Source organism: Streptomyces montanisoli (assembly GCF_017813245.1).
GTDB classification, from domain to species: Bacteria; Actinomycetota; Actinomycetes; order Streptomycetales; family Streptomycetaceae; genus Streptomyces; species Streptomyces montanisoli.
The window spans coordinates 1-23,331 of the sequence record NZ_JAGIQL010000111.1 but is presented as its reverse complement, the minus strand read 5'-3'; the positions used below and the strand labels follow the sequence as shown (position 1 = coordinate 23,331).

The 23,331-nt window shown below is 71.7% G+C and carries 23 protein-coding genes and 3 pseudogenes; 14 read left to right on the top strand and 12 right to left on the bottom strand.

Annotation, left to right across the window (positions count from 1 at the left end; all coding sequences use genetic code 11):
- The first annotated feature begins 304 nt into the window (after window positions 1–304).
- From JFN87_RS23180 to JFN87_RS23170, 3 genes and pseudogenes are all read left to right on the top strand, one after another.
- The gene (locus JFN87_RS23180) at window positions 305–1,162 is read left to right on the top strand and encodes a helix-turn-helix domain-containing protein (RefSeq protein WP_209342890.1); all 858 of its coding nucleotides are present in this window, start codon (window positions 305–307) and stop codon (window positions 1,160–1,162) included.
- A gap of 195 nt (window positions 1,163–1,357) precedes the next feature.
- On the top strand, window positions 1,358–1,558 hold the full coding sequence (locus JFN87_RS23175; protein ID WP_030897967.1) for a DUF397 domain-containing protein: 201 nt from the start codon (window positions 1,358–1,360) through the stop codon (window positions 1,556–1,558).
- Between the two features lie 497 nt (window positions 1,559–2,055).
- Window positions 2,056–2,438 (top strand): annotated as a pseudogene (locus JFN87_RS23170) (sodium:solute symporter family transporter); the annotation flags it as partial.
- 51 nt (window positions 2,439–2,489) lie between these two features.
- Here the strand turns inward: JFN87_RS23170 and JFN87_RS23165 are convergent.
- From JFN87_RS23165 to JFN87_RS23155, 3 genes are all read right to left on the bottom strand, one after another.
- Entirely contained in the window at window positions 2,490–3,647 is a 1,158-nt protein-coding gene (locus JFN87_RS23165; protein ID WP_209342889.1) for an RNA-guided endonuclease InsQ/TnpB family protein, read from the bottom strand.
- 143 nt (window positions 3,648–3,790) lie between these two features.
- A complete protein-coding gene (locus JFN87_RS23160) occupies window positions 3,791–4,879 on the bottom strand; it encodes an ADP-ribosylglycohydrolase family protein (RefSeq protein ID WP_307865569.1) in 1,089 nt (362 codons plus the stop codon).
- A gap of 155 nt (window positions 4,880–5,034) precedes the next feature.
- A complete protein-coding gene (locus tag JFN87_RS23155; RefSeq protein WP_209342888.1) occupies window positions 5,035–7,650 on the bottom strand; it encodes a bifunctional FO biosynthesis protein CofGH in 2,616 nt (871 codons plus the stop codon).
- A 644-nt stretch (window positions 7,651–8,294) separates the two neighbouring features.
- Between JFN87_RS23155 and JFN87_RS23150 the strand changes: the two genes are divergently transcribed.
- Complete coding sequence (locus tag JFN87_RS23150) at window positions 8,295–9,866, top strand: CehA/McbA family metallohydrolase (RefSeq protein WP_209342887.1); 1,572 nt, start codon at window positions 8,295–8,297, stop codon at window positions 9,864–9,866.
- A 12-nt stretch (window positions 9,867–9,878) separates the two neighbouring features.
- On the opposite strand, the gene JFN87_RS23145 is transcribed toward JFN87_RS23150, so the two are convergent.
- Genes JFN87_RS23145 through JFN87_RS23135 form a run of 3 tightly spaced genes read right to left on the bottom strand, consistent with a single transcriptional unit; the run spans window position 9,879 to window position 11,067 of the window.
- Window positions 9,879–10,046, bottom strand: coding sequence for a DUF397 domain-containing protein (locus JFN87_RS23145; RefSeq protein ID WP_209342885.1), 168 nt, complete (start codon window positions 10,044–10,046; stop codon window positions 9,879–9,881).
- A complete protein-coding gene (locus JFN87_RS23140; protein WP_209342883.1) occupies window positions 10,046–10,249 on the bottom strand; it encodes a DUF397 domain-containing protein in 204 nt (67 codons plus the stop codon). Before JFN87_RS23140 ends, JFN87_RS23145 begins: the two co-directional genes overlap by 1 nt.
- Window positions 10,246–11,067 (bottom strand): helix-turn-helix domain-containing protein, encoded by an 822-nt coding sequence (locus JFN87_RS23135; RefSeq protein ID WP_209342881.1) that lies wholly within the window; start codon window positions 11,065–11,067, stop codon window positions 10,246–10,248. The genes JFN87_RS23140 and JFN87_RS23135 overlap by 4 nt, the downstream gene beginning before the upstream one ends.
- 122 nt (window positions 11,068–11,189) lie before the next feature.
- Between JFN87_RS23135 and JFN87_RS23130 the strand changes: the two genes are divergently transcribed.
- Window positions 11,190–11,447, top strand: coding sequence for a hypothetical protein (locus JFN87_RS23130; protein WP_209342879.1), 258 nt, complete (start codon window positions 11,190–11,192; stop codon window positions 11,445–11,447).
- 197 nt (window positions 11,448–11,644) lie between these two features.
- On the opposite strand, the gene JFN87_RS23125 is transcribed toward JFN87_RS23130, so the two are convergent.
- A complete protein-coding gene (locus JFN87_RS23125; RefSeq protein WP_209342878.1) occupies window positions 11,645–12,154 on the bottom strand; it encodes a nuclear transport factor 2 family protein in 510 nt (169 codons plus the stop codon).
- Between the two features lie 548 nt (window positions 12,155–12,702).
- Between JFN87_RS23125 and JFN87_RS23120 the strand changes: the two genes are divergently transcribed.
- Together JFN87_RS23120 and JFN87_RS23115 are read left to right on the top strand one after the other, a co-directional pair.
- Window positions 12,703–12,975, top strand: a complete 273-nt coding sequence (locus tag JFN87_RS23120) for a type II toxin-antitoxin system Phd/YefM family antitoxin (protein ID WP_209342877.1) — start codon at window positions 12,703–12,705, stop codon at window positions 12,973–12,975.
- Window positions 12,972–13,199 (top strand): annotated as a pseudogene (locus tag JFN87_RS23115) (Txe/YoeB family addiction module toxin); the annotation flags it as partial. The gene JFN87_RS23120 and the pseudogene JFN87_RS23115, both read left to right, overlap by 4 nt.
- Window positions 13,200–13,279: 80 nt before the next feature.
- Here the strand turns inward: JFN87_RS23115 and JFN87_RS23110 are convergent.
- The 3 genes from JFN87_RS23110 to JFN87_RS23100 all read right to left on the bottom strand — a co-directional run bounded on the left by JFN87_RS23110 (window position 13,280) and on the right by JFN87_RS23100 (window position 15,685).
- Window positions 13,280–14,437: an RNA-guided endonuclease InsQ/TnpB family protein gene (locus JFN87_RS23110; protein WP_307865568.1), complete on the bottom strand. Its 1,158-nt coding sequence runs from the start codon at window positions 14,435–14,437 to the stop codon at window positions 13,280–13,282.
- A gap of 205 nt (window positions 14,438–14,642) precedes the next feature.
- On the bottom strand, window positions 14,643–15,038 hold the full coding sequence (locus JFN87_RS23105; protein WP_209342874.1) for a GNAT family N-acetyltransferase: 396 nt from the start codon (window positions 15,036–15,038) through the stop codon (window positions 14,643–14,645).
- Window positions 15,035–15,685, bottom strand: a complete 651-nt coding sequence (locus tag JFN87_RS23100) for a TetR/AcrR family transcriptional regulator (RefSeq protein ID WP_209342872.1) — start codon at window positions 15,683–15,685, stop codon at window positions 15,035–15,037. Before JFN87_RS23100 ends, JFN87_RS23105 begins: the two co-directional genes overlap by 4 nt.
- 122 nt (window positions 15,686–15,807) lie before the next feature.
- On the opposite strand from JFN87_RS23100, the gene JFN87_RS23095 reads away from it, so the two are divergent.
- Complete coding sequence (locus tag JFN87_RS23095) at window positions 15,808–16,593, top strand: SDR family NAD(P)-dependent oxidoreductase (protein WP_209342869.1); 786 nt, start codon at window positions 15,808–15,810, stop codon at window positions 16,591–16,593.
- Between the two features lie 86 nt (window positions 16,594–16,679).
- On the opposite strand, the gene JFN87_RS23090 is transcribed toward JFN87_RS23095, so the two are convergent.
- The gene (locus tag JFN87_RS23090; RefSeq protein WP_209342867.1) at window positions 16,680–17,720 is read right to left on the bottom strand and encodes a medium chain dehydrogenase/reductase family protein; all 1,041 of its coding nucleotides are present in this window, start codon (window positions 17,718–17,720) and stop codon (window positions 16,680–16,682) included.
- Between the two features lie 142 nt (window positions 17,721–17,862).
- Here JFN87_RS23090 and JFN87_RS23085 point away from each other — a divergent pair, with 142 nt between their 5' ends.
- The 6 genes and pseudogenes from JFN87_RS23085 to JFN87_RS23065 all read left to right on the top strand — a co-directional run bounded on the left by JFN87_RS23085 (window position 17,863) and on the right by JFN87_RS23065 (window position 22,541).
- Complete coding sequence (locus JFN87_RS23085) at window positions 17,863–18,555, top strand: TetR/AcrR family transcriptional regulator (RefSeq protein ID WP_209342865.1); 693 nt, start codon at window positions 17,863–17,865, stop codon at window positions 18,553–18,555.
- Window positions 18,555–18,707, top strand: a pseudogene (locus tag JFN87_RS33805) (signal peptidase I); the annotation flags it as partial. The gene JFN87_RS23085 and the pseudogene JFN87_RS33805, both read left to right, overlap by 1 nt.
- A gap of 84 nt (window positions 18,708–18,791) precedes the next feature.
- Window positions 18,792–19,799 carry an ABC transporter ATP-binding protein gene (locus JFN87_RS23080; RefSeq protein ID WP_209342860.1) on the top strand — a complete coding sequence of 336 codons (1,008 nt, stop codon included), beginning with the start codon at window positions 18,792–18,794 and terminating at the stop codon, window positions 19,797–19,799.
- Window positions 19,796–20,584 (top strand): ABC transporter permease, encoded by a 789-nt coding sequence (locus JFN87_RS23075; protein ID WP_209342858.1) that lies wholly within the window; start codon window positions 19,796–19,798, stop codon window positions 20,582–20,584. Before JFN87_RS23080 ends, JFN87_RS23075 begins: the two co-directional genes overlap by 4 nt.
- A 50-nt stretch (window positions 20,585–20,634) precedes the next feature.
- Window positions 20,635–21,936, top strand: a complete 1,302-nt coding sequence (locus tag JFN87_RS23070; protein ID WP_209342856.1) for a sensor histidine kinase — start codon at window positions 20,635–20,637, stop codon at window positions 21,934–21,936.
- On the top strand, window positions 21,933–22,541 hold the full coding sequence (locus JFN87_RS23065) for a response regulator transcription factor (RefSeq protein ID WP_209342854.1): 609 nt from the start codon (window positions 21,933–21,935) through the stop codon (window positions 22,539–22,541). Before JFN87_RS23070 ends, JFN87_RS23065 begins: the two co-directional genes overlap by 4 nt.
- Before the next feature lie 100 nt (window positions 22,542–22,641).
- On the opposite strand, the gene JFN87_RS23060 is transcribed toward JFN87_RS23065, so the two are convergent.
- Window positions 22,642–23,331, bottom strand: a 690-nt coding sequence (locus JFN87_RS23060) for a L,D-transpeptidase family protein (RefSeq protein ID WP_209342853.1), incomplete at its 5' end; no start/stop codon positions are given.

Below are 23,331 nucleotides of genomic sequence, written 5' to 3'. Positions count from 1 at the left end.
CCGCGGGCACGCCGGCGGGCGGCCGTCCGGGAGGCGTGCCGGCGCAGCCGCATCGCGGCGGCAGCATGGCCCGCGCGGTGGTCCACTAGGGCCGCTCGGGAGCCGTGACGTACGTGCGGGGCAGTCCGGATACGTCGGACTGCCCCGCACGCGCGTGCGGGCGCCCAGGCGGCCGCACAGGCCCCCGGGCCTGTATCGCCGTTTTCCAGCGCGGTCCCGCCCATCGATGGCAATCTGCTGAGCAGTAGATACGTACAGCTACCGCTGCACGCGCACGCCCCACCACCCGGAGGTGCAAGTCCCCGTGGCGTCCAACGTCAACCCCACCGTAAGGCGACGCCGATTGGGCCAGGAGCTGCGCAGGCTCCGCGAGCAGAAGGGCATGACGGCCGAGGAGGTGGCGGAGCGGCTGCTGGTCTCGCAGTCCAAGATCAGCCGCCTGGAGAACGGGCGCCGGTCGATCAGCCAGCGGGACGTGCGCGACCTGTGCGGGGTGTACGAGGTCGAGGACCGCCGCGTCGTGGATTCGCTGATGCAGATGGCGAAGGATTCGCGGCAGCAAGGATGGTGGCACGCCTTCGGCGACATCCCGTACAGCGTCTACATCGGCCTGGAGACGGACGCGGCCTCGCTGCGCGTCTACGAGCCCCAGGTGGTGCCCGGGCTCCTGCAGACGCCGCAGTACGCGGAGGCGCTCGTCGCGGGCGCGCTGCCCGAGTACGCGAAGTCGGACGTGGACAAGCGCGTCGGCGTGCGCATGCGCAGGCAGGACCGGATCAAGGACAACGAGAGCCCGCTGCGGCTGTGGGCCGTGGTCGACGAGTCGGCGCTGCGCCGCGTCGTCGGCGGCCGGCACATGATGCGGGAGCAGCTCGAGCACCTCGTCGAGCAGTCCCGGCTGCCGCATGTCACCGTGCAGGTGCTGCCGTTCGACATGGGCGCGCACCCCGGCATCAGCGGCCACTACGCGATCCTCGAGTTCCCGGACGCCTCCGACTCCAGCGTCGTCTACATCGAGGGCGTGACGAGCGACCTGTACCTGGAGAAGGCCAACGACGTGCAGCGCTACAGCGTGATGTACGAGCACCTGCGCGCCCAGGCGCTCAACGTCGAGCAGACCAGGGACTTCATCGCGGGAATCGCGAAGGAGTACGCCAAGTAGCCGGTCACAGACGGGTGTTGATCATGGTGGCAGGCACGGTACACCTCGCAACCGCTCACCCGGAAGACTCACCTGGTATATGCCACCCGAATGGGTGAACGGCTCCCCCGGCCGGGGAGCGAGGCGAGTAGCGTCGATCTTGCCAGCAGAAAGTTGGCGTGTTTTCACACCACTTGCCGAACCGGAGTGAAGAAGATGGCAATCCTTCAGGGCGCTACGGACACGTGGACCAAGTCCTCGTACTCCGGCGGAAACGGCGCATGCGTCGAGGTCAGGTCCCCCCAGGTCCTGGCGGTCGACGTGCGGGACTCGAAGGCCCCCGAGGGCCCCTCGATCGCCTTCTCCCCCGCGTCGTGGACGTCGTTCGTGACCGAGGTGAACGGCGGCGGGTTCTGACCCGTCCGACCGACACCGCACGACACGCACCACCTTCAGAGCCCTCTCGACCGGTCCGCCGTCCTGGCCGAGGGGGCTCGGCCGCGCCCGCGCCCGGACACGCGCCTCACCGATCCGCCCGCCTTCCTTCCGCGCCTTCTCTCTGGCGCCTCCGCGCCCTCCTTCCTCGCGCCGGCCGCGCGTGACCCGCATCCCGCCCGGCCGATTCCCTTGTCCGCTCATTGAGTCCAGCAGAGAGCCCACCCATCGTGTGGGGGCCGTCACGACCATGACAACTCTTTACCTGGTCAAGGGATGGCAAAATCGTTCGCTTAGTTGACTGGCGTTCACATCCTTGACCCGTGGAGACCTTGACCACGCCCTGCCCCAGAGGGTTCAATCCCCCGAAGTCCCCTTACCCGCAGGGGGTTGTCTCCCGGTCGGCACTCAGCGCCGGCACCGCCCACGCCCGGCAGAGAGCACCGGACGTTCACAAGGCGGACCCCTGGAGGGGGCACATGAACAGCCTCGACTGGGTCGTGCTCATCGCGTACTTCGCCGTGATGATCGCGATCGGTGTGTGGTCGCACCAACGCGTGGGCAATGTCAGCGACTTCTTCACCGCCGGCGGCAAGATGCCCTGGTGGCTCTCGGGCATCTCCCACCACATGTCCGGCTACAGCGCGGTGATGTTCACCGGGTACGCCGGCATCGCGTACACGTACGGCGTCACGTCGTTCTGGACGTGGTCCCTGCCGATCGCCGTGGGCGTCGCCATCGGTATCCGGCTCTTCGCGCCCCGGCTGAACCGGTTGCGCGGCAGGCTCCACGTGGCGTCACCGCTGGGCGCCCCAAGGACCGCTACGACGTCAACTACCCGGCCTTGACGTGGCTGGGTTTGCAGGCAGAGTGGGACGTGAGGTCTCACTGTGGCCTCCTGCGTCCGGTACCGCTATGCGGTACTGGGGCGGTTGACTGCGCCCCGCTGCCACACAGCATCGGCCCGGTGGGCGATGTTGCGGGAGCCGTTGTGGTCCGCATGCAAAACCGTCCCGCAGGTCCTGCACACGAACCGCGCCTGAGTCACCCGGTTCGATCGGTGGGTGTGCCAGCACTCCGAGCACTGACGGGAGGTGTTCCTCGGATCCACACGGACCACAGGAACACCAGCCCGCTTGGCCTTGTACTCGATAAAGGTACCGAGCTGGGCGAACGCCCAGGAGTGCAGCCGTGCCCGCTGGTCCTTCTTGGCCGTAACCCTCTGCCGGATACCGGTCAGATCTTCCAGACCGATACCCCGGGAGGTGCGTTCAGCGTGGGCGACGAGCTTCTTGGCGATGATGTGGTTGCGCTGGGTGGCGTACCGGGCTTCCTTGCGCCGGTTGCGCTTGAGCGCACGGGCAGCCGACTTGGTGCGCTTCTTCTGCAACTTGGTACGCAGATCACGCTTGCGCTGCCGGTAGCGGTTGACCTGGCGGCCGGACATGATCCGACCGTCCGAGGTGGTGGCGATGTTGACGATTCCCAGGTCCACGCCGAGGAAGCCGGTCGGCTCGAACACCTTGGGCTCTGGGATGTCGACGGTGGCGTACAGGAAGAACACGCCGTCCCGCATCACCAGATCGGATTCGCCCTTGCGGGAGGCCAGCAGCTTCCTGGCCTCGTCGGAGCAGACGAACGGGATGCCTTTTAGGCGCCCGGCGAGAGTCCAGATGGACACCGACTTCTGGTCGAGGTTCCAGGTCAGCATCCGGTCGTCGAACGGCTGCGCCGCATCCTCACGGAAACTGATCGGCTTCGACGCGACACTGGCCCGGCGCTTGGAACCCTCAGGCCCGTGGCTCCCAGCCCGGATGTTGGCCTTGAGCGTGGCGTAGGCATCGCACACCTTCTTCACCGTACGCACAGCGGCCTGCGCACCGAGATCGAAGTCGGCCTTGATCCCGTGATACACGGCATCCTGCAACCCGTTGCGCCGCTTGAGGTCTCTCGCGAACGCCACTTCGGACGCGTGGTTCGCGGCCCGGTTGCAGGCACGCAGGGTCGCCGCCAGTGCGTCCGCGTCATGAGCGGACGCAGGCAACAACTTGACCTGCGCGACAATCTTCACGTAATGCACTCTAGGACTAAACCTGACGTCACATCAAATTACGTCCAGACAGGACATGGAGCACTAACTGCTACACGGCTCTGTCAAGAGGAGGCCATTCATCTCCGCCCGACGGCCTGAACACACTGCTCAGGCTCACGCGTTCAGGCACACGGGTACCGGCGCAGCCACGCGTCGGCCCGTGTGCCCTCGCCGTGCAGGGCCTGGGGCTGGGTGAGTTCCATCGCGAAGTCGTCGGCGAGTTCGAGGATCGTGGCCCTGCCCTCCAGTTCGGCGAGCCACGCCGGCGGGAGCGCCGTCTCGCCGTGCCAGGCGCCGAGCAGCGCCCCGCACAGCGAGGGCGCGGACGCGGCTGTCGGGCCCGCCGTCGCGAGGGAAAGCCCGTGCCGTACGTCCTCCGCGACGAGCGCGCAGTACACCGCCGCGGCGAGCGCGTCCTGCGCCCCGCCCGCCGCGCCGAGTGACGCGACGCGCTCCGCGTCCGGCGCGCCGAGCCGTACGCTGCCCAGCGCCTCGCCCAGCGCGCGGGCCACCGGCTCGTGGCCCGGCTCGGGCTCCAGCACCGCGAGCGCGCCCTGCACCGCGGCCGCCAGCGGCGCGCCGCGCACGAGCCCGTGCACGATGACCGCGTAGGCGGACGCCGAGAGGCAGGCGGCGGGGTCCCCGTGCGTGTGCACCGCACACTCCCCCGCGAGCAGGCCCACGAGGTCGGGCTCCCACCCCACCAGCAGCCCGAACGGCGCCGACCGCAGCACGGCGCCCGCGTCGTGCGCCCGGGGGTTCTTGGGCGTCTCGCGCGTGCCCATCACCTCGTCACCGAGGCCGAGCAGCAGTGGCCTCGGCGGGTCGCGCCGCGCGTACAGCCACTCCTGCATGGCCAGCCAGCCGTTGTCGGCGCGGCGCTCGTCGGGGCCCCAGTCGCGCTGGGTCGCGAACCACCTGCGGTGGGCGCGGTGCACGTCCGTCGGGGGGTGCCACTGGCCGGTGTCCCTGCGCACCTGTGCGCGGATCAGGCCGTCCACCGTGAAGAGGGTCAGCTGCGTCGCCCACGTCACCGAGCCGGGCGCGGCCACCGAGCCGGGCGCCGCCACCGCGCCGGGCACCGGCTCGTCACGGGGCTGCGCGCGCTGGGCGCCGGCGCCCAGCGCGTCACCGATGGCGCCGCCCAGCAGGCAGCCGCGCACACGGCTGCGGAAGTCCTGCTGCTCGGCCCGGCCCCACACCGCGCTCACGCGTCACTCCCCACACACACCTGCCCGTCGGGCCGCCGGCCCGCCGGGGCCGACCGCGAAGCGCCAACCTACCCCCGCGGGGCGGGCCCGCGCGGCCCGTTCGGCGCCGGTTCGTTGCCGCTTCGTCGCCGGTTCTCCGCCGGTACGGCGCCGGCTCAGTCCGCCACCAGCGGCAGCAGCTCGGGCAGGTGGCCGTCCGACGCCGACGCGGCCCGCAGGCGCTCCTCGGGCACCTCCCCGTACAGCGTCGTCCGCGCCCGCACCGGCCGGCCCGCCGCCTCCGCGATGGCCGTCAGGTCCTTGACGGACTTGTAGGAGCCGTAACCGGACCCGGCCATGCGGGAGATGGTCTCCTCCATCAGCGTCCCGCCGAGGTCGTCCGCGCCCGAGCGCAGCATCTCCGCCGCGCCCTCCGTGCCCAGCTTCACCCAGCTGGTCTGGATGTGCGGGATGTGCGGGTGCAGCAGCAGCCGCGCCATCGCCGTCACCGCGCGGTTGTCGCGGTCGGTCGGGCCGGGGCGCGCGATGCCTGCCAGGTAGACCGGTGCGTTGGTGTGGATGAACGGCAGGGTGACGAACTCCGTGAAGCCGCCGGTCTCCTGCTGGATGGCGGCGAGTGTGCGCAGGTGGCCGAGCCAGTGGCGCGGCTGGTCGACGTGGCCGTACATCATCGTCGACGACGACCGGATGCCCAGCTCGTGCGCCGTCTTGACGACCTCGATCCAGGTCGCCGTCGGCAGCTTGCCCTTCGTGAGGATCCAGCGGACCTCGTCGTCGAGGATCTCCGCCGCCGTCCCGGGGATCGACCCGAGTCCGGCCTCCTTCGCCGCCGTCAGCCACTCGCGGATCGAAAGGCCCGTGCGGGACGCGCCGTTGACGATCTCCATCGGCGAGAAGGCATGCACATGCATGCCGGGCACCCGCTCCTTCACGGCGCGCGCGATGTCGAAGTAGGCCGTGCCGGGCAGGTCGGGGTGGATGCCGCCCTGCATGCACACCTCCACAGCGCCGACCTCCCAGGCCTGTTCGGCGCGGTCGGCGACCTGCGAGAGCGACAGGGTGTAGGCGTCGGCGTCGGTGCGGCGCTGCGCGAACGCGCAGAAACGGCAGCCGGTGTAGCAGACGTTGGTGAAGTTGATGTTGCGGGTGACGATGTACGTCACGTCGTCGCCGACCACGTCGCGCCGCAGCTCGTCCGCGATGCGGGTGAGCGCGTCGAGTGCCGGCCCGTCGGCGTGGAAGAGGGCGAGCGCCTCGTCGTCGGTCAGCCGCGTCGGGTCGTCGGCGGCCTGCCCCAGCGCGGCGCGCACGTCCGTGTCGATGCGCTCGGGCGCCATGCCGGGGGCCGCCGCCTCGCGCAGGGCCTCCCAGTCCCCGTACACGGCGTCGAAGTCGTCGCGGCGGTCGGAGGTGCGGCCCTCGGTGTCGATGGTCCTGTGCAGGTCGACGCGCCCGCTTGAGGTGAACGCCTCGTCCGGCTCCTGCCAGGGCAGGCCCACCGGCATGGCGTCCTCGCGCGCGAGCCCGGTCTCCGGGTCGGCGAGCGCGGTGACGTGCGGGAGCAGGCGCGGGTCGAGCCACGGCTCGCCGCGCTTGATGAACTCCGGGTAGATCGTGAGGCGTTCGCGCAACTGGAACCCGGAGTCCGCCGTGCGGGCGGCCAGTTCGTCGATCTGCGGCCAGGGCCGTTCCGGGTTGACGTGGTCGGGCGTCAGCGGCGAGACACCGCCCCAGTCGTCGATGCCCGCGCCGATCAGCAGCGCGTACTCGGCGTCCACCAGGTTCGGCGGCGCCTGGATGCGGGCCGAAGGGCCGAGGATGTGCCGGGCGACGGCGATCGCGGCCGCCAGCTCCTCCAGTTCGGCGTCGGGCATGCCGCGCATCGCCGTGTCCGGCTTGGCGCGGAAGTTCTGCACGATCACCTCCTGGATGCCGTGGTACGCGCGGGCGGTGCGGCGCAGCGCGAACAGGGCGTCGGCGCGCTCCTCGTACGTCTCGCCGATGCCGATCAGCAGGCCCGTCGTGAACGGCACGTTGGACCTGCCCGCGTCCTCCAGGACCCGCAGCCGCACGGCGGGCTCCTTGTCGGGCGAGCCGTGGTGCGGGCCACCGGGCTCGGACCACAGGCGGGTCGCGGTCGTCTCCAGCATCATGCCCATGGACGGGGCGACCGGCTTGAGCCGCTGGAGGTCCGTCCACGACATGACGCCCGGGTTGAGGTGCGGCAGCAGCCCCGTCTCCTCAAGGACGCGGACCGCCATGGCGCGCACGTACGCCAGCGTGTCGTCGTACCCCTCGGCCTCCAGCCACTCGCGCGCCTCGGGCCAGCGCTCCTCGGGCTTGTCGCCGAGCGTGAACAGCGCCTCCTTGCAGCCGAGCGCCGCGCCCTCGCGGGCGATCGCGAGGACCTCGTCGGGCGAGAGGAACATCGAGTGGCCCGCGCGGCGCAGCTTGCCGGGCACGGTGACGAAGGTGCAGTAGTGGCACGTGTCACGGCACAGCCGGGTGAGCGGGATGAACACCTTGCGCGAGTACGTGATGACCCCGGCGCGCCCCGCCGCCTCGAGCCCGGCGTCGCGGACGCGCGCGGCGGACGCGGCGAGGTCGGTGAGGTCGTCGCCGCGTGCCCGCAGCAGGACGGCCGCCTCTGCGGCGTCGAGCGCGACGCCGTCCCTGGCGCGTTTGAGGGCACGGCGCATGGAGTTGGCGGTGGGCCGGTCGGCGGTGGGCCGGTCGCCTGCCCCTGACCCGTCGGGCGCGTACGTAGTCATCCGACGAGCATACGTACGCGCAGGCCGCACGCACGGGGTGGCGTGCGGCCTGCGCGTACGGCGCGCGCGTGCGCCGCAGGCGCCCGGTCGCCGGCCGGGACTGAGGCGGCGCGCCCCGAGGGCCGGGACCGGGCCGGTGGACGACGGCCGTCGCGACGGAGGGCGCGGCGCGGACGAGAGCCGGCAACCGGTTGCCGCGGCAGGCGGGACCGGTGCGGCGCGTCCCGGGGGCCGGGACTGGGGCCGGGCCTGTGGACGGCCGTCGCGGCAGAGGGCGCGGACGCGGACTGCCAACCGGTTGCCGCGCGGCGGGCGGGGGGGCCGTCACGTCGGCCGGCTGGGGGGCGGCGCTGCGGGCGATTCGCGCGTTCCCCGGCGAAGACCCGCCGACGGCGGCCATCATGGCACCGCGCAGGCGGCAGGCCGGTCGGCGTGCCGCCGGGTCCGTCGGCGCACCGCGTGCACCACGGTTACCACGGGCACCACGTGCTCTTCGCGTGGTCGCCACCGCGACGCCTTCGCGACGCCACCCGCCCGACCCCCGTCCCCCGGCATCGTTCCCGGGAGACCCGTGAGACCCGCGTGACCCGTGAGACCCGCACCAGAGCCGTCGGCCGGACGGCCCGCACCCGAAGGAGCGCACCGTGCCCACCCGACGCCATCTCCTCGCCTCCGCCACCTCCACCGCCGTGGCGGCTACGTTGGCCACCGTGACCTTCCCGAGCGAGGCGTCGGCCGACGGGCGCGGCGCCGCGCCCTCCGCGGACCGGGCGCCCGGCACGACGGTCGGCAGGACCGTCACCGGCACCCTCCCCACCGGCTCCCCCGACTTCGTGTACCTCCCCTTCGAGGTCCCCCGCGGCGTCCGCGAAGTGCGCGTCTCGTACTCGTACGACAAGCCGAAGGTGCCCGCCGGGACCCAGGGCAACGCCCTCGACATCGGCCTCTTCGACGAGCGCGGCACGGCGCTCGGCGGCGCCGGATTCCGCGGCTGGTCCGGTGGCGCGAGGACGGAGTTCTTCGTACGCGCAGACGACGCCACGCCCGGCTACCTCCAGGGCCGCGTGCGCGCCGGCACCTGGCACGTCGCGCTCGGCCCGTACACCGTGGCGCCGCAGGGGCTCCGCTACGAGGTGACCATCACGCTCACCTACGGTCCCGAGTCGCCGGGCACGGCGCCCGTGTACCCGCCGGAGCGCGCGAAGGGGCGGGCTGGGAAGTCCGGGCCCGCCTGGTACCGGGGCGACTGCCACCTGCACTCGGTGCACTCCGACGGCAAGCGCACCCCCGCCGAGATCGCGGCGCTCGCCCGCGCCGCGGGCCTCGACTTCATCCACAGCAGCGACCACAACACCACGTCCGCGCACCGGGCCTGGGACGGCCTGTGGGGCGACGACCTGCTCGTCCTCGTCGGCGAAGAGGTCACCACGCGCAACGGCCACGTCCTCGCACTCTCGCCCGACCCGGGCACCTTCGTGGACTGGCGCTACCGCGCCCGCGACAACCGCTTCGGCCACTACGCGCGCGCCGTCCGCCGCGCGGGCGGCCTCGTCGTGCCCGCGCACCCGCACCAGACCTGCATCGGCTGCAACTGGAAGTTCGGCTTCGCGGACGCGGACGCCGTCGAGGTGTGGAACGGCCCGTACACGCCGGACGACGAGGTGTCGCTCGCGGAGTGGGACAACGCCCTGATCACGTCGATGCGTTCGGGCCGCGCGTGGACCCCGGCGATGGGCAACAGCGACGCGCACAGGGGCCCCGACGCCGTCGCCCTGCCGCAAACGGTCGTGCGGGCGGGCGAGTTGAGCCGCCGGGCGATCCTCGCCGGGCTGCGCGGGGGCCACAGCTACGTGGCGGAGTCGTCCAAGGTGTCGCTCGACTTCACGGCGTCCGGCGGACGCGGCGGGCACGCCGGCATCGGGGAGCGGCTGACGGGCGTACGCCCGGGCGACGACGTGACCGTGCGCCTGGACGTGACCGGGGCCGCGGGCTGCACGGTCCGGTTCGTGACGGACCAGGGGACGCTGTTCACGGCGCCGGCACCGGTCCCCGCGTCGGGCGCGGCGACGGTGGAGTGGACGACGACACCGCGGTACGCGACCTACGTACGCGCGGAGGTCCGCCACCCGGCGCGCACGGACGACGGCGGGCTGCCGGGCGCGCTGGCCGCGTTCACGAACCCGATCTTCCTGGACGCGGGCATGGCGGCGCGCTGAGCGCGCACCCGATCAAACCTGCCGCACGAACCTCGCCCATGCGGCGGCCGGAACCACGAGGACGTCCCCGCCGGGACGCTTCGAGTCCCGCACGGGCACGACACCGGGCAACCCGGAGCCCACCTCGACGCAGTCGCCGCCGTTGTTGCCGCTGTAACTGGACTTACGCCACGTGATCATCAGCGCTCCCTGACGGCGAATGCGACGAACTCCGACCACGCATCGCGCCCGGCCAGTAGCACGGGCCCCTGCGGGCGCTTGGAATCCCGAACGGGCACGACACCGGGCGACCCGGAGCCCACCTCGACGCAGTTCCCGCCGTTGTTGCCGCTGTAACTGGACTTACGCCACACCACATCGACCAGGCCGCGTGAGCGCTTCATCGTTTGAGTTCCTTCAGGACGTCGGCAATCAGCTCGGCTGACCGGCCGATGGAAAGCGCATCGGCCGAGAGCAGTTCGTAGGTGCGGGATGCCTCCTTGACGTGCTCCGGCTCGGCCAGGATCTGGCCCTGGCGGAAGCCGTCCACGTAGACGACATCTGGTCCCTCGTCCATCGTAAGGGCTGCAAAGGCGCCGTCCACGCCCGCGTGCGCCCCGACTTCGTACGGGAGAACCTGAATGACGATGTTGGGAACCTCCGAAGCAATGAGCAGACGTTCGAGTTGACCACGCATCGTGTCAACGCCACCCATGCGGCGCCGCAGCACGTTCTCGTCCAGGACGACCCAAAGCTCCGGCGGAACGGGCCTGTCGAAGATCGCCTGCCTCCCAAGCCGGGCACTGACGAGCTCGTCCACCTTGTCAGGGTTGGAACGCCCCGGCGCCAGAACGGCGCGGGCGTAGTCCTCCGTCTGCAACAGCCCCGGCACGATCTGCACTTCGAACGAGCGGATGATCGTCGCCGCCTGCTCCAACTCGACGTACGGCCGGAACCACCTGGGGTACGCGTACTTGATCACCAGCGGCCACAACCGCCTGAAGTGGTCCCCCGTGCCGAACTTCTCGTCCGCCAGCGCGGACAACTCCTTCGTCGGCAGGCGCTTCGCCGCCTCGATCTTGTTGAGGAGGGACGGCGCCATCAGCGCCGTCCTCGCGAAGTCACGCTGCGAGATCCCCGCCGCTTCGCGGCGTCGCCGTAAGTCCGTGACGTAGAACGACAGTACGGAGTCCGACGGGTCCAGATCGTCCGCGTACGGCACAGCGCCACCTCTCCCGTTGATCAGGCATGAAGTCAACCCTCACCCCCTATTGAGCGTAGCGGTGAATACCGATGCTTGAGACGCAGACGGTAATCACCCAACGACAGAGGGACATCGAATCCATGACACAGAGTGAGGCGCGGCGCGCCCTGTCCGAGCTGACGCAGTCCATGGGGACGGACGGGACGCTCATCGTGCCGAAGGGCGAAGGAGCCGCCGAACGGCCGGCGGACGCGTGGGACGAGTGGGAGGACTCGGCGCCCGGCAAGGCACTGCAGTGGCCCAAGTGCGAGTGTGGCTCGCCGAAGTGTCCCGACTACGACGCCCTGCGGACGAAGGTCGCGGAACGCAACAAGCGCAGCAGCCGCGGCGGTACGTGACGCGACGCGACGCGACCCAGCGTGCGGCGAACCGATCGCGCGAGGCACCGTCCGCTTCGCGGTGCGGACGACCGGGAAGCTCCGGCGACCCTCGGGTGACGCCTCGGCTGCTGCGAGCGCCGCCCCGGGCCGGGGGCGAGTGCGGTGCGAAGTGGGCGGCCTTGGCCGGTCCCGCCGCACCCCCGGCCCGGCGGGGCTCAGGCGGCGGGCGGGGTCCAGTCGGCGGGAAGACCGGACTGGGCGAGGACCTGGTTGAGGCTGTAGTAGTCCTGGTCCGACGCGATCAGGTGGTGGCCGTGAAGCTCGAGAAGGGTGGCCATCGGCACGGCGAAGGGCTTGGGTGCGCCCTTGAGGTGTCCGGAGTAAACGGCCTCGATGGTGAGGTGTTGGCCGGCTCGGTGGGTGGCGTGCACGGTGACGTGGGCGTTCTCAATGAGGCTGTTGGTGCGGGTCTTCCATCCGGCGATCTCCTTTCGACCGTGGAGGGTGACACCGATGGCCTGGTCGGTGTAGGTGGCACGAGCGGTGAACAGGTCACCGAGTGCCTCGGGCTCGGTGCCGTTCCAGGCGGCAGCCCAGGCGGCGGCGATCCCCTGCCGGTGATGGCGGCCGCCGTGCGGCGCCGCGAAGGCGGTGGCGCCGAGCGCGGCGGAGGCGGCAACCGCGCAGACGAGAGTGGTCATGGCGCGCGGGGCGTGGAGCTTCATGGCGGCGTTCCTTCTGGCGTCGGGGCATCGGGCGGTGGTTGCGGCGAGAGAAGTCATCTGGCGAGTGGTTTCGGACACGGCGTCACGGCTTCGCGACGCGTCTCCTTCTCGATATGAGCAACTGGCACCTGTTGACAGTTATAGGCTATTGGCTAAGCAATATACAAGAAGTTAAGTGATAGCTTCTAACTGAACGGTGGTCCAAGTGCGCATGCTGGGCCGAAGCGTCCCGACTACGACGCTCTGCGGACGTAGGAGGCGGCGCTAGTGCCGCCCTCACACCGACCCCGACCGCGGTGCGGCTGGTGCCGATGGGCCTGAGCGCGGCGGTCGGGGCGTTCGCGGTGGCCGTCTCCGGCACAAACGGCACGTCGGCATCGACCACCACCCATGGCCGGCGAACTGGGGGCCGACCATGGCCTGGCGGCGATGAGTATGGGCCCGTCGGCCGGGATGGCACGCTCTGTGCGGCCTGGCTGCACCGTTTGGCCCATGCGCCCATCAGCCGAAATGGATGGAACGTACCGGTACCAGTGGAGGTGATGTCCATGGCCATCAGTGCCAGCGAGGCTCGCGCTCGGTTCTTCCCCCTCATTCAGCAGGTGAATGACGATCATGAGCCGGTGCGGATTGCATCGAAGTCCGGGGACGCCGTACTCATGTCCGCCGACGACTTCGACGCGTGGCAGGAGACCATCTACCTGCTGCGTTCGCCGGCCAACGCTCGGCGTCTGATGGAAGCGGTGGCTCGGGACAAGGCGGGCAGCGCCGTCGCCGCCAAGCCGATGGATGAGCTCGAATCCCTGGCAGGGGATGCGTGAGAAGCGTCCACTTCGATCCGGACGCGTGGGAGGACTTCCTCTTCTGGCTCGGCGCGGACCGGAAGAAGGCCAAGCGGATCACCCGGCTGATCGGGGAGATCCAGCGGACTCCGTTCACCGGTACGGGCAAGCCCGAACCACTCAAAGGGGATCTGTCCGGGTACAGGTCCCGCCGCATCGACGACGAGCACCGACTCGTGTACCGGGCCGACGACAAGGAAGTCAACTACCCGGCCCTGAAGGGCCGGGCTTGCAGGCAGAGTGGGGCGTGGAGCCTCACTGTGTTCTCCTGCGTCCGGTACCGCTATGTGGTACTGGGGCGGTTGACTGCGCCCCGCTGCCACGCGGCATCGGCCCGGTGGGCGATGTTGCGGGAGCCGTTGTGGTCCGCGTGCAGAACCGTCCCGCAGGACCTGCACACGAACCGTGCCTGGGTCACCCGGTTGGTCCGGTGGGTGTGTCGGCACTCCGAGCACTGACGGGAGGTGTTCCGCGGATCCACACGGACCACCGGAACACCAGCCCGCCGGGCCTTGTACTCGATGAAGGTACCGAGTTGGGCGAATGCCCAGGAGTGCAGTCGTGCCCGCTTGTCCTTCTTGGCCGTGACCCTCTGCCGGATACCGGTCAAATCCTCCAGACCGATACCGCGGGAGGTGCGTTCAGCGTGGGCGACGAGCTTCTTGGCGATGATGTGGTTGCGCTGGGTGGCGTACCGGGCTTCCTTGTGCCGATTGCGCTTGAGTGCACGGGCAGCCGACTTGGTGCGCTTCTTCTGCAGCTTGGTCCGCAGATCACGCTTGCGCTGCCGGTAGCGGTTGACCTGCCGGCCGGACATGATCCGGCCGTCCGAGGTGGTGGCGATGTTGACGATGCCGAGGTCCACGCCGAGGAAACCGTCCGGTTCATAGCCTTCGGGTTCGGGGATGTCGATGGTGGCGTACAGGAAGAACATGCCGTCCCGCAGCACCAGATCGGACTCCCCCTTGCGGGAAGCCAGGAGCCGCGTGGCCTCGTCGGAGCAGGCGAACGGGATGCCCTTCAACCGCCCGGCCACCGTCCAGATGGACACCGACCTCTGGTCGAGGTTCCAGGTCAGCATCCGGTCGTCGAACGGCTGCGCCGACGCCTCACGGAAACCGATCGGCTTGGCTTCGGCCCTGGCCCGGCGCTTGGAGCCTTCCGGTCCGTAGTTCCCGGCCCGGATGTTGGCCTTGAGCGTCGCGTAGGCGTCGCACACCTTCGTGATGGTGCGCACGGCGGCCTGCGCGCCGAGATCGAAGTCGGCCTTGACCTGGTGATACACGGCATCCTGCAACCCGTTGCGCCGCTTGAGGTTCTTGGCGAAAGCCACCTCGGAAGCCGCGTTCGCGGCCCGGTTGCAGGCACGCAGGGTCGCCGCCAGTGCGTCCGCGTCATGAGCGGACGCAGGCAGCAACTTCACCTGCGCGACAATCTTCACGTAAAGCACCATATGGCCATATCCGACGAGCCGTCAAATCACCGTCCAAGCAGGACGCAGAGCGCTCCGCCGCTGCGCGGCTCCGGCCCAAGGACATTTTTCCTCCTGGCCCTGAAGGACCAGGCTTCCAAGCGAGAAATCAGGTGAAGATTCTCAAGGCGCGCTACCACTACAGCGACTGACCGCACGATGCCCGGCGGCCGGGTCAGAGGGCGATCAGGCCGGCCGGCGTGGGCCGGAAGCCGCAGGCTTCGACGTAGAACCGGCGCAGGTGGTCCTCGAAGTCGACGTGGAGCCACTCGCAGCCGGCGGCCCTGGCGCCCTCGGCCGCGGCTGCGACCAGCGCGGCGCCGACGCCGTGTGAGCGGTGGCTGCGGGCGACCACCGTGTCCAGGACGAAGGCGTGGTCGCCGCCGTCCCACGCGACGTTGACGAAGCCGATGAGCGAGCCGTCGTCCCACGCGCAGACCCAGCCCAGGCTGTGGCGCTCGACGCGGGAGCGCCAGTCGGTCGACTCCACCGGGGATCCGAAGCCCTCGGCGTGCAGGGCGTTGAGGGACGCGTTGGCGAAGTCGCCCCGCCACTCGTACGTGATCGTCATCGCGCGCTCCCGCCGGCGCCCGGGCCGGACGGGCCGGACGAGCCGGACAGGCCGGACGGGCCGGGCTGCGCCTGCGCGCCGACTCCGTGCAGCAGTGTGTCCACCACGCGCGCGGCCAGCCGGTCGACCGCGCCGGCGTCGACAAGCTCACGTCCTTCTTCGGCTGCCTCGTGGATCAGGGCGTAGTAGACACGGCGCGCCCACTCCAGGTCGGTGCCGGACGCCACGAGGCCGGCGTCCCGCGCGCGGCGGAAGAGCTCATCGCACTGGGCCAGGATGTCGGCGTGCTCGTACGCCGCCTCGGAGCCGGACGCGGCGGGCCGGCTCATCGCGAAGCGCCAGCCGATCTTCACCTGCAGGACGTTGACGGTCACCTGGTGCAGGGCGACCAGCGGCGGCGAGGTGAGCGGGCGGGCGGCCTCCACGGCCTGGTGGAACCGCTCGGTCGCCCACGCGACCAGCGCCTCGACCAGCGCCTCGCGGGTGGCGAAGCGCCGGTGCACGGTGGTGCGGGCCACACCGGCGGCCGCCGCGATCTGCTCCATGGTCGCCGCCGAGTCGGCGGCCAGCACGCGTTCCGCCGCCTCCAGGATCGTGCGCACCGTCCGCTCGGCATCGGCACGCATCGCGCGCCCCTTCGTCTCCATGCAGCAGACAGTACATCCGGGATGCCGATCTGAGATTAGTTGCGTCATTTCTGTCGCATCTACTAGCGTTGACGCGTCGCTGCAGTTGCGACTGGTTCCATTGCCACGACAGGAGTGCACTCATGGATCTGCAACTGACGAACACCACCGCCGTGGTCACCGGCGCGAGCCGCGGCATCGGACTGGCCACCGTCCAGGCGCTCGCCACCGAAGGCGTCCGCGTGGTGGCCGCCGCCCGCACCATCACTCCCGAGCTGAAGGACACCGGCGCCCTGGCCGTGTCGGTGGACCTGCTGGCCCCCGAGGCCCCCGCCCGGCTGATCGACCGGGCCACCGCCGAACTCGGCGACCTCGACCTGCTCGTCAACAACGTCGGCGGCGGCGACGGAGAGGGCAGGACCGGCGGTTTCCTCTCCTTCACCGACGAGCAGTGGCAGGAGTCGCTCGACCTGAACTTCCTGGCCGCCGTGCGGACCAGCCGGGCGGCACTGCCCAGCCTGCTGCGCCGCCGCGGGGCGCTGGTCAACATCTCGTCCAACGGCGCGCGCATGCCGCATTCCGGGCCCATTCCCTACACCACCGCGAAGGCCGCACTGACCGCGTTCGGCAAGGCGCTCGCGGAGGAGTTCGGGCCGCGGGGCGTGCGCGTCAACACCATCTCGCCCGGCGCGGTGCGTACCGCGCTGTGGGAGAGCCCGGACGGCTACGGCGCGGAGCTGGCCCGCTCCATGGGGGTCACCCAGGAGCAGCTGCTCGCGCAGATCCCGGCGGCGACGGGCATGTCCATCGGCCGCCTGCTGGAGCCGGCCGAGATCGCTTCGGCCGTCGCCTACCTCGCCTCACCGCTGGCGGCCGGCATGTCCGGCACGGACCTGCTGATCGACGGCGGATCCGTCAAGACCGCCTGACACGCGGCCGTGCCGGCGTGAGACATCGCGTCACGGCGTCACGACTTCGCGGCGTCACGGCGTCACGGCGTCACGGCGTCACGGCGTCACGGCGTGAGGACGATCTTGCCGCTGACCGTGCCCGACTCCGCCAGGGTCAGCGCCTCCGCCACGCTCGCCAGCGGCAGTTCGGCCGCGATGCGCGCCGTGATGTCGCCGCGGCGCAGGGCGGCGAAGACCTCGGTGAGGTCGGCCCGCAGCCGGGCGCGGAAGCGGTCCTTGTGGCGCGCCTGACCGGCCCAGAAGTTGTAGAACCGGGCGCGGCGGGTGTTGGGCAGGGCGTTCCACAGCAGGGTGCGGGCGATGATCTTCAGCACGGGCCACTGCTTGGAGCCGGTGTCGTCGCGGGTGGACGCGGTGCCGTAGGAGATGAGGGAGCCGCCGCGGGCCAGCAGGTGCCACGAGTCGACGACGCTTCGTCCGCCGATGTGGTCGAAGACGGCGTCCACCCCGCCGGGCGCCAGCTCGCGGACCCTGGCGGGTACGTCGCCCGCGCGGTAGTCGATCGGGATGACGCCCAGTTCCCGCAGGGCGTCGTGGTGGCGCGGCGAGGCCGTGCCGATCACCTTCACGCCTGCCGCGCGGGCGAGTTGGACCAGGACTGAGCCCACGCCGCCGTTGGCGCCGTGCACCAGGATCGTCTGCCCTGTCCGCACCCGGGCCCCGCGGTACAGCATCTGCCATGCGGTGATGCCGTTGACCACCACGGTCTCGGCCTCCGCCGCCGTGACGCCGTCGGGGACCTCGACGGCGTCCGCCGCGTCGATCACGACGTGGCTGGCCCATCCGCCGACCTTCACCACGGCGGCCACCCGCCGGCCGGCCAGGCCGGGGTCGACGCCAGGGCCCGTCGTCAGCACGCGGCCCACCAGGTCGTAGCCGGGCACGAAGGGGAACGGCGGCTGGTCGAAGTACCGGCCGCGACGCATCTGCTGTTCGGCGAACGAGACGCCGGTCGCCTCCATGCCGATCACGACCTGTCCCGGGCCGGGGTCCGGCACGTCCGCCGGTACGACCTGGAGGCCCTCCGGCGCCACGATGCCCGGCAGTACGACCTTGACGAAGCCCTCGGTTCCTTCGTTGCTCATGGCTCGCCTCTTTCTCGATAGAGGAATTCGCGTTCGTTAGAAGTTATAACTCTTTGGGCGAGTGAGATGCAAGTGCTTGAGTGATAGCCTCTAACAAGCAGTAGGACGAACGCGTCAGCCACGGAGGATCGGGAGGCAGCTCGTGACGGAGCCGCGCACGGGAACGCCGAGGGAGCGGTACCGCGCCCATGTGCGGGACGAGGTCAAGAAGCACGCCTGGGAGCAGATCGGCACGGCGGGCGCCGCCGCCCTGTCCCTCAACGCGATCGCCAAGCGGATGGGCATGAGCGGGCCGGCCCTCTACCGCTACTTCGCCAACCGCGACGAGCTGATCACCGAGCTCATCAGGGACGCCTATCGCGACCTGGCCGACACCGTGCGCGCACGCGCCGCCGCAGACGCGGGCCTGGACGGCCTGGCGCAGGCCCTGCGCCGGTGGGCCCTGGACGACCCCCAGCGCTACTTCCTGATCTACGGCACGCCCGTGCCCGGCTACCACGCGCCGGAGGACACCACGCGGATCAGCCAGGAGATCATGGGCATGGTCCTCGACGCCGCCTGCGCCGCCGCGGAGCAGCGCCCGGTCCCGGCGCGCGCGCTCGACGAGCACCTCGCCGAGCACCGGGCCTGGGCCGGGGAGCACCCGGCCGCACCCTCGGCGCTGCGACAGGCCCTCACCTTCTGGACCCGCCTGCACGGCGTGCTCTCCCTGGAACTCGCGGGCCAGTTCTCCGGCATGGGGTTCGACCCGGCGCTCCTGTACGCCGCCGAGACGGAAGCGGTCACGGGCGGGACGCCGAGCGGGCACGGTGACGCTCCGCGGCCGGGGCGCTAGTGGCGGCCCCGTCCATCCACGTCGGCAACGCGGGCGTGGACGCGCCGCTCGACCACGGCTGGCTGCTCGGCCACTTCAAGGACCCCGGGGACCCGCGCCACAGCGAGGACGTCGAGATCAAGTGGGGCATCCACCCGCGTGGCGATCGGCGGGTAGGCCGGTGCGATGACAGATGTCATGCGAGGTCATGACAGGACGCACGCCCGGGCGGCCTACGTCGGCGGAATGCTGAAGTCATGACCGAGACAGCCATCAGCACAAGCGGCCTGTGGCGCAGGTACGGGCCCGCGGGGGACGCCGGGTTCGATGCCGTGCGCGGGCTCGACCTCGAGGTGCGGGAGGGCGAGTTGTTCGCGCTCCTCGGCACCAACGGCGCGGGCAAGACCTCCACGCTCGAAGTCCTTGAGGGCCTCGCCCGGGCCACCCGCGGGACCGTGCGCGTACTGGGCAAGGATCCCTACACCGACCGGGGCGCCGTGCGCCCGCGCATCGGCATCATGTTGCAGGAGGGCGGGTTCCCCTCCGACCTGACCGCGGAGGAGACCGCGCGGATGTGGGCGGGCTGCACCAGCGCCGCCCGTCCGGTCGGGGAGGCGCTGGAGACCGTGGGCCTTGCGGGGCGCGCCGGGGTGCGGGTGAAGCAACTGTCCGGCGGGGAGCGGCGGCGGCTCGACCTGGCGCTCGCGGTGCTCGGCCGTCCTCAGGTGCTGTTCCTCGACGAGCCCACCACCGGCATGGACGCCGAGGCACGACGGGCGACCTGGGAGGTCGTCCGCGGCCTGCTGGCACAGGGCACGACCGTCCTGCTGACCACGCACTACCTGGAGGAGGCCGAGGCACTGGCCGACCGGCTGGCCATCATGCACGAGGGGCGGATCGCCGTCGCCGGCACGCCGCGGGAGGTGACGGCGCAGCGTCCCTCGCGGATCCGTTTCCGCCTTCCGGAAGGGACCGCGCGCTGGCAGCTCCCGGCCGAGCTGGGCGCGCGCGGCGATGGGCACGACGTACGGGTCGCCACGCACGACCTGCAGGGCACCCTCACCGGCCTGTTGCTGTGGGCGCGCGAGCACGACGTGCGTCTCGGCGGCCTCGACGCCCGTACGGCCTCGCTCGAAGAGGCCTTCCTCGAGATCGCCGGCGGCGGCCCGCACCACGGCACCGCGACGGCGCGCGACACGGCGGCACACGACACAGCGACGCACGACACGGCGGCACACGACACGGCGGAGGTGGCGGCCCGATGAGCACGACAGTCACGAGGAGCACGACGGCCGTGAGCCGTACGGCCGCCCTCGCGCGCGCCGAGGTGACGCTGCTGGTGCGCAACCGCACGGCGCTGTTCACCGCGCTCGCCCTGCCCCCGGCGATGATCGGCGTGGCGAAGACCTCGCTCGACCGGTCGGGCGCGACCGCGAAGACCGGTCTCAGCCAGGGCGAGCTGCTGCTGACGGGCGGGGTCGTGATGGTGCTGACGCTGGTGGTGTACACGACGCTCGTCGCCGCGTACGTGAGCCGGCGCGAGGAGCTCGTCCTGAAGCGGCTGCGCACCGGCGAGGTGCGGGACGCCGAGATCCTGGGAGCCACCGCCGTGCCCGCGGCGGCGATCGCCGTGGTGCAGATCGCGCTGCTGGTGGCGCTCGGAGCGGCCCTGTGGGGCGGTCGCCTGCCGCAGCGTCCCGGCCTGATGCTGGCCGGGGTGGTGCTCGGTACGGTCATGACGGCGGCGCTGGCCGCCGCGACCGCGGCCGTCACGCGGACGGTGGAGAGCGCGCAGGTGACGGCGCTGCCGCTGATCCTGGTGGCGCTCGTGGGTTCGGGCGTCGCCGTGCCGCTCGAGGTGTTTCCCGACGGCGTCGCCCAGGTGCTGCGCGCGCTGCCGCTCACGCCGGTGGCCGATCTGGTGCGCGGCGGCTGGGTCGGCGGGATGGGCGCGGGCGAGGCGCTGCGCGCGCTGGGGACGGCGCTGGCCTGGACGGTACTGTCGGTGTTCGCCGTGCGGCGCTGGTTCCGGTGGGAACCGCGCGGCTGACGCCAGGTACGTCAGGTACGCCAGGTATGCGACGCTGAACGGGAGACACCATGCCGGACCGTACGCCGGGCGCCGGGCCGGCCGGCCGCGCGGCGGGCTCGGGGCTCGGGTTGCACTGGTGGGCCGAGCGGCCGGGGATCGACCGGTTCGAACTCCTCACCCACTGCGGCTTCTACGTCTTCAGCCTCGGGTTCGCCGGTGGGGCCGTCCCCACCGCGACGAGCGGTATCGGTGCGCCGGCGGCCGTCGCCGCGGTGGTGCTGCTGCTCGTCGCACACGGCGTGCTCGGCGGCCTGTCCTCGTCGCGGGCGCTGCACTGGGCGATGGGCCGGCGCGCCCGTCCCACGGTCCTCGTGGCCGCGACGGTCGTGACGGCCGCCGCCGTCCTCGCGCTGGTGCTCCACGGGGAGTCCGTCGTCCCGGTCGAGAGCCGGGCGGCCGGGTTCGTCGTCGCCGTCGGCAGCGTCGTCACCCCCGTGGCGGTACTCACCGTACGAGCGCTTCCACTGCTCAGGATCGCCGGTCTCGTCGCGGTGGCCACCCTGGTGGTGACGGCCGCGAGCCTGGCCGCCGGTCTTCCGGCGGTCGTGGTGATCGTCAACGCCGTGAGCGCGGTGTGGATCGGCTGGGCGATGGTGCTCTTCGGCCGGATCTCCGGCTGGATGACGCAGATCATGTGGGAGCTGCTCGACGCACGCGACACCCGCGCGCGGCTCGCGGTGGCCGAGGAGCGGCTGCGCTTCGCCCGCGACCTGCACGACGTGATGGGCCGCAACCTGTCCGTCATGGCGCTGCAGAGCGAGCTGGCGGCCCGGCTGACCCGGCGCGGCGCCACGGACGAGGCGGCCGGGCAGATGGAGGCGGTGCAGCGCATCGCCCGCGACGCGCAGAGCGAGATCCGCGCCGTCGTACGCGGCTACCGCGAGGCGGACCTCGCCGCCGAACTCGCCGGCGCCCGCTCCATGCTGGAGTCCGCCGGCATCGACTGCGCCATCGACACGGCGGAGGCGGCGGGGGCGGACGGCGACGGCTCCGCCGCCTCCCTCGCACCGTCCGTGCAGACGGCGCTCGGCTGGGTGGTCCGCGAGGCCACCACCAACGTGCTGCGCCACGCGGACGCCGCAGGCTGCGAGATCCGCCTGCGGGTGGCGGCGCAGGAGGCCGTGCTCACCGTCGCCAACAACGGGGTCCGCGGCCCTGGGGACGGCATCGGCCCCTCGCCCGCACCCGGAGGCAGCGGCCTCGCCGGGCTACGGGAGCGGCTCACCGCGCTCGGCGGCACCCTCACCACCCGGGCGCAGGACGGCACGTTCGTCCTCACCGCGTCCGTGCCCCGCCAGGAGGAACGATGACCCTGCGCGTGCTGCTCGCCGACGACGAGCACCTCATCCGCGGCGCGCTGGCCGCGCTGCTCGCCCTGGAGGACGACCTGGAGGTCGTCGCGGAAGCCGCCGAAGGGGACGAGGCCCTCGCGATGGCCAGGGCGCACCGGCCGGACGTAGCCGTCGTGGACCTGAACATGCCGGTGCGCGACGGGATCTCCGTCGCCGCGGAGCTGCGGACGCTGCTGCCCGGATGCGCGGTCATGATCGTCACCAGCCACGGCCGCCCCGCTGCCCTCAAGCAGGCGCTCGCCGCGGGCGTGCGCGGCTTCCTGCCGAAGACGGTCTCCGCGCAGCGGCTGGCGGAGCTCATCCGCCTCGTCCACGCCGGGACCCGCTACGTCGATCCCGAGCTGGCCGCGGACGCGATCAGCGCGGGCGACTCGCCCCTCACCGCACGCGAGGCGGAGCTCCTCGCGCTCGCCGCCGACGGCGCGCCCATCGCCGAGATCGCCGCGCGCGCGTCGCTCGCGCCCGGCACCGTACGCAACTACCTCTCCTCGGCCGCGGCCAAGCTCGGCGCGGAGAACCGCCACACCGCCGCCCGCATGGCCGGGGACCGCGGCTGGCTGTGACCGCGAGAGCGACCGCGCGAGCGAGCGGCCTCGCGGCGCGTGCCGGCCCGCGTCGGCGCGGCGGCACCTCGGCGCGTCGGCGCGTCAGTGCGTCAGTGCGTCAGTGCGACAGCGAGGCCGCGTCGCCCATGACGACCACCGGGTGGAGCCGCGGGTCGAGCATCCGCAGCAGCGCCTTCATGTGGTCCTCGGACAGGGAGACGCAGCCGTGCGTGGGGCCACCGTGGTCGACGTGGAACCAGATGCCGCCGCCCCTCGCCTCACCCAGCGGGCGGGTGAGGTCCAGCGGCGAGACGCCCGCCTCGCGGTTGTAGTTGATCGCCACGACGTAGTCGAACGAGTGCGCGAGCGACTCGCCCTCGAAGCCGATGCCCTGCGTGGCGAAGTCGGGCGACTGGTCGTAGGGCAGCTTCGTGCCGGGGTCGGGCATCCTGCCGCCCGCGTCGGTGAGCCCGAAGACGCCGATCGGCGAGCGCAGGTCGTCGTCGTAGTGGCGGCGCGTCCAGCCGTTGAGCGCGTTGCGCGCCGTCCAGTCGGCGTCGGCGGCCCAGCCCGCCGCCGTGTGCCGGTAGACGGCCAGGTCGGAGCGCGCGGAGTCGATGCCCTTTCCCGTCACCACGACGATCTGGCGGGCGCCCGCCGGCACCTCGGCCAGCGTTCTGGGGCCGAGGCCCGGCAGCCTCTGGAGCAGCCGGGGGCCGCGGGCCTCCAGTGGTCCGCGCGCCACGCGCAGTTGCCGTACCGGGGCGGCGGGGGCGCCGGCCGCACCCGCGGCGGGCTGCCGGTCGGC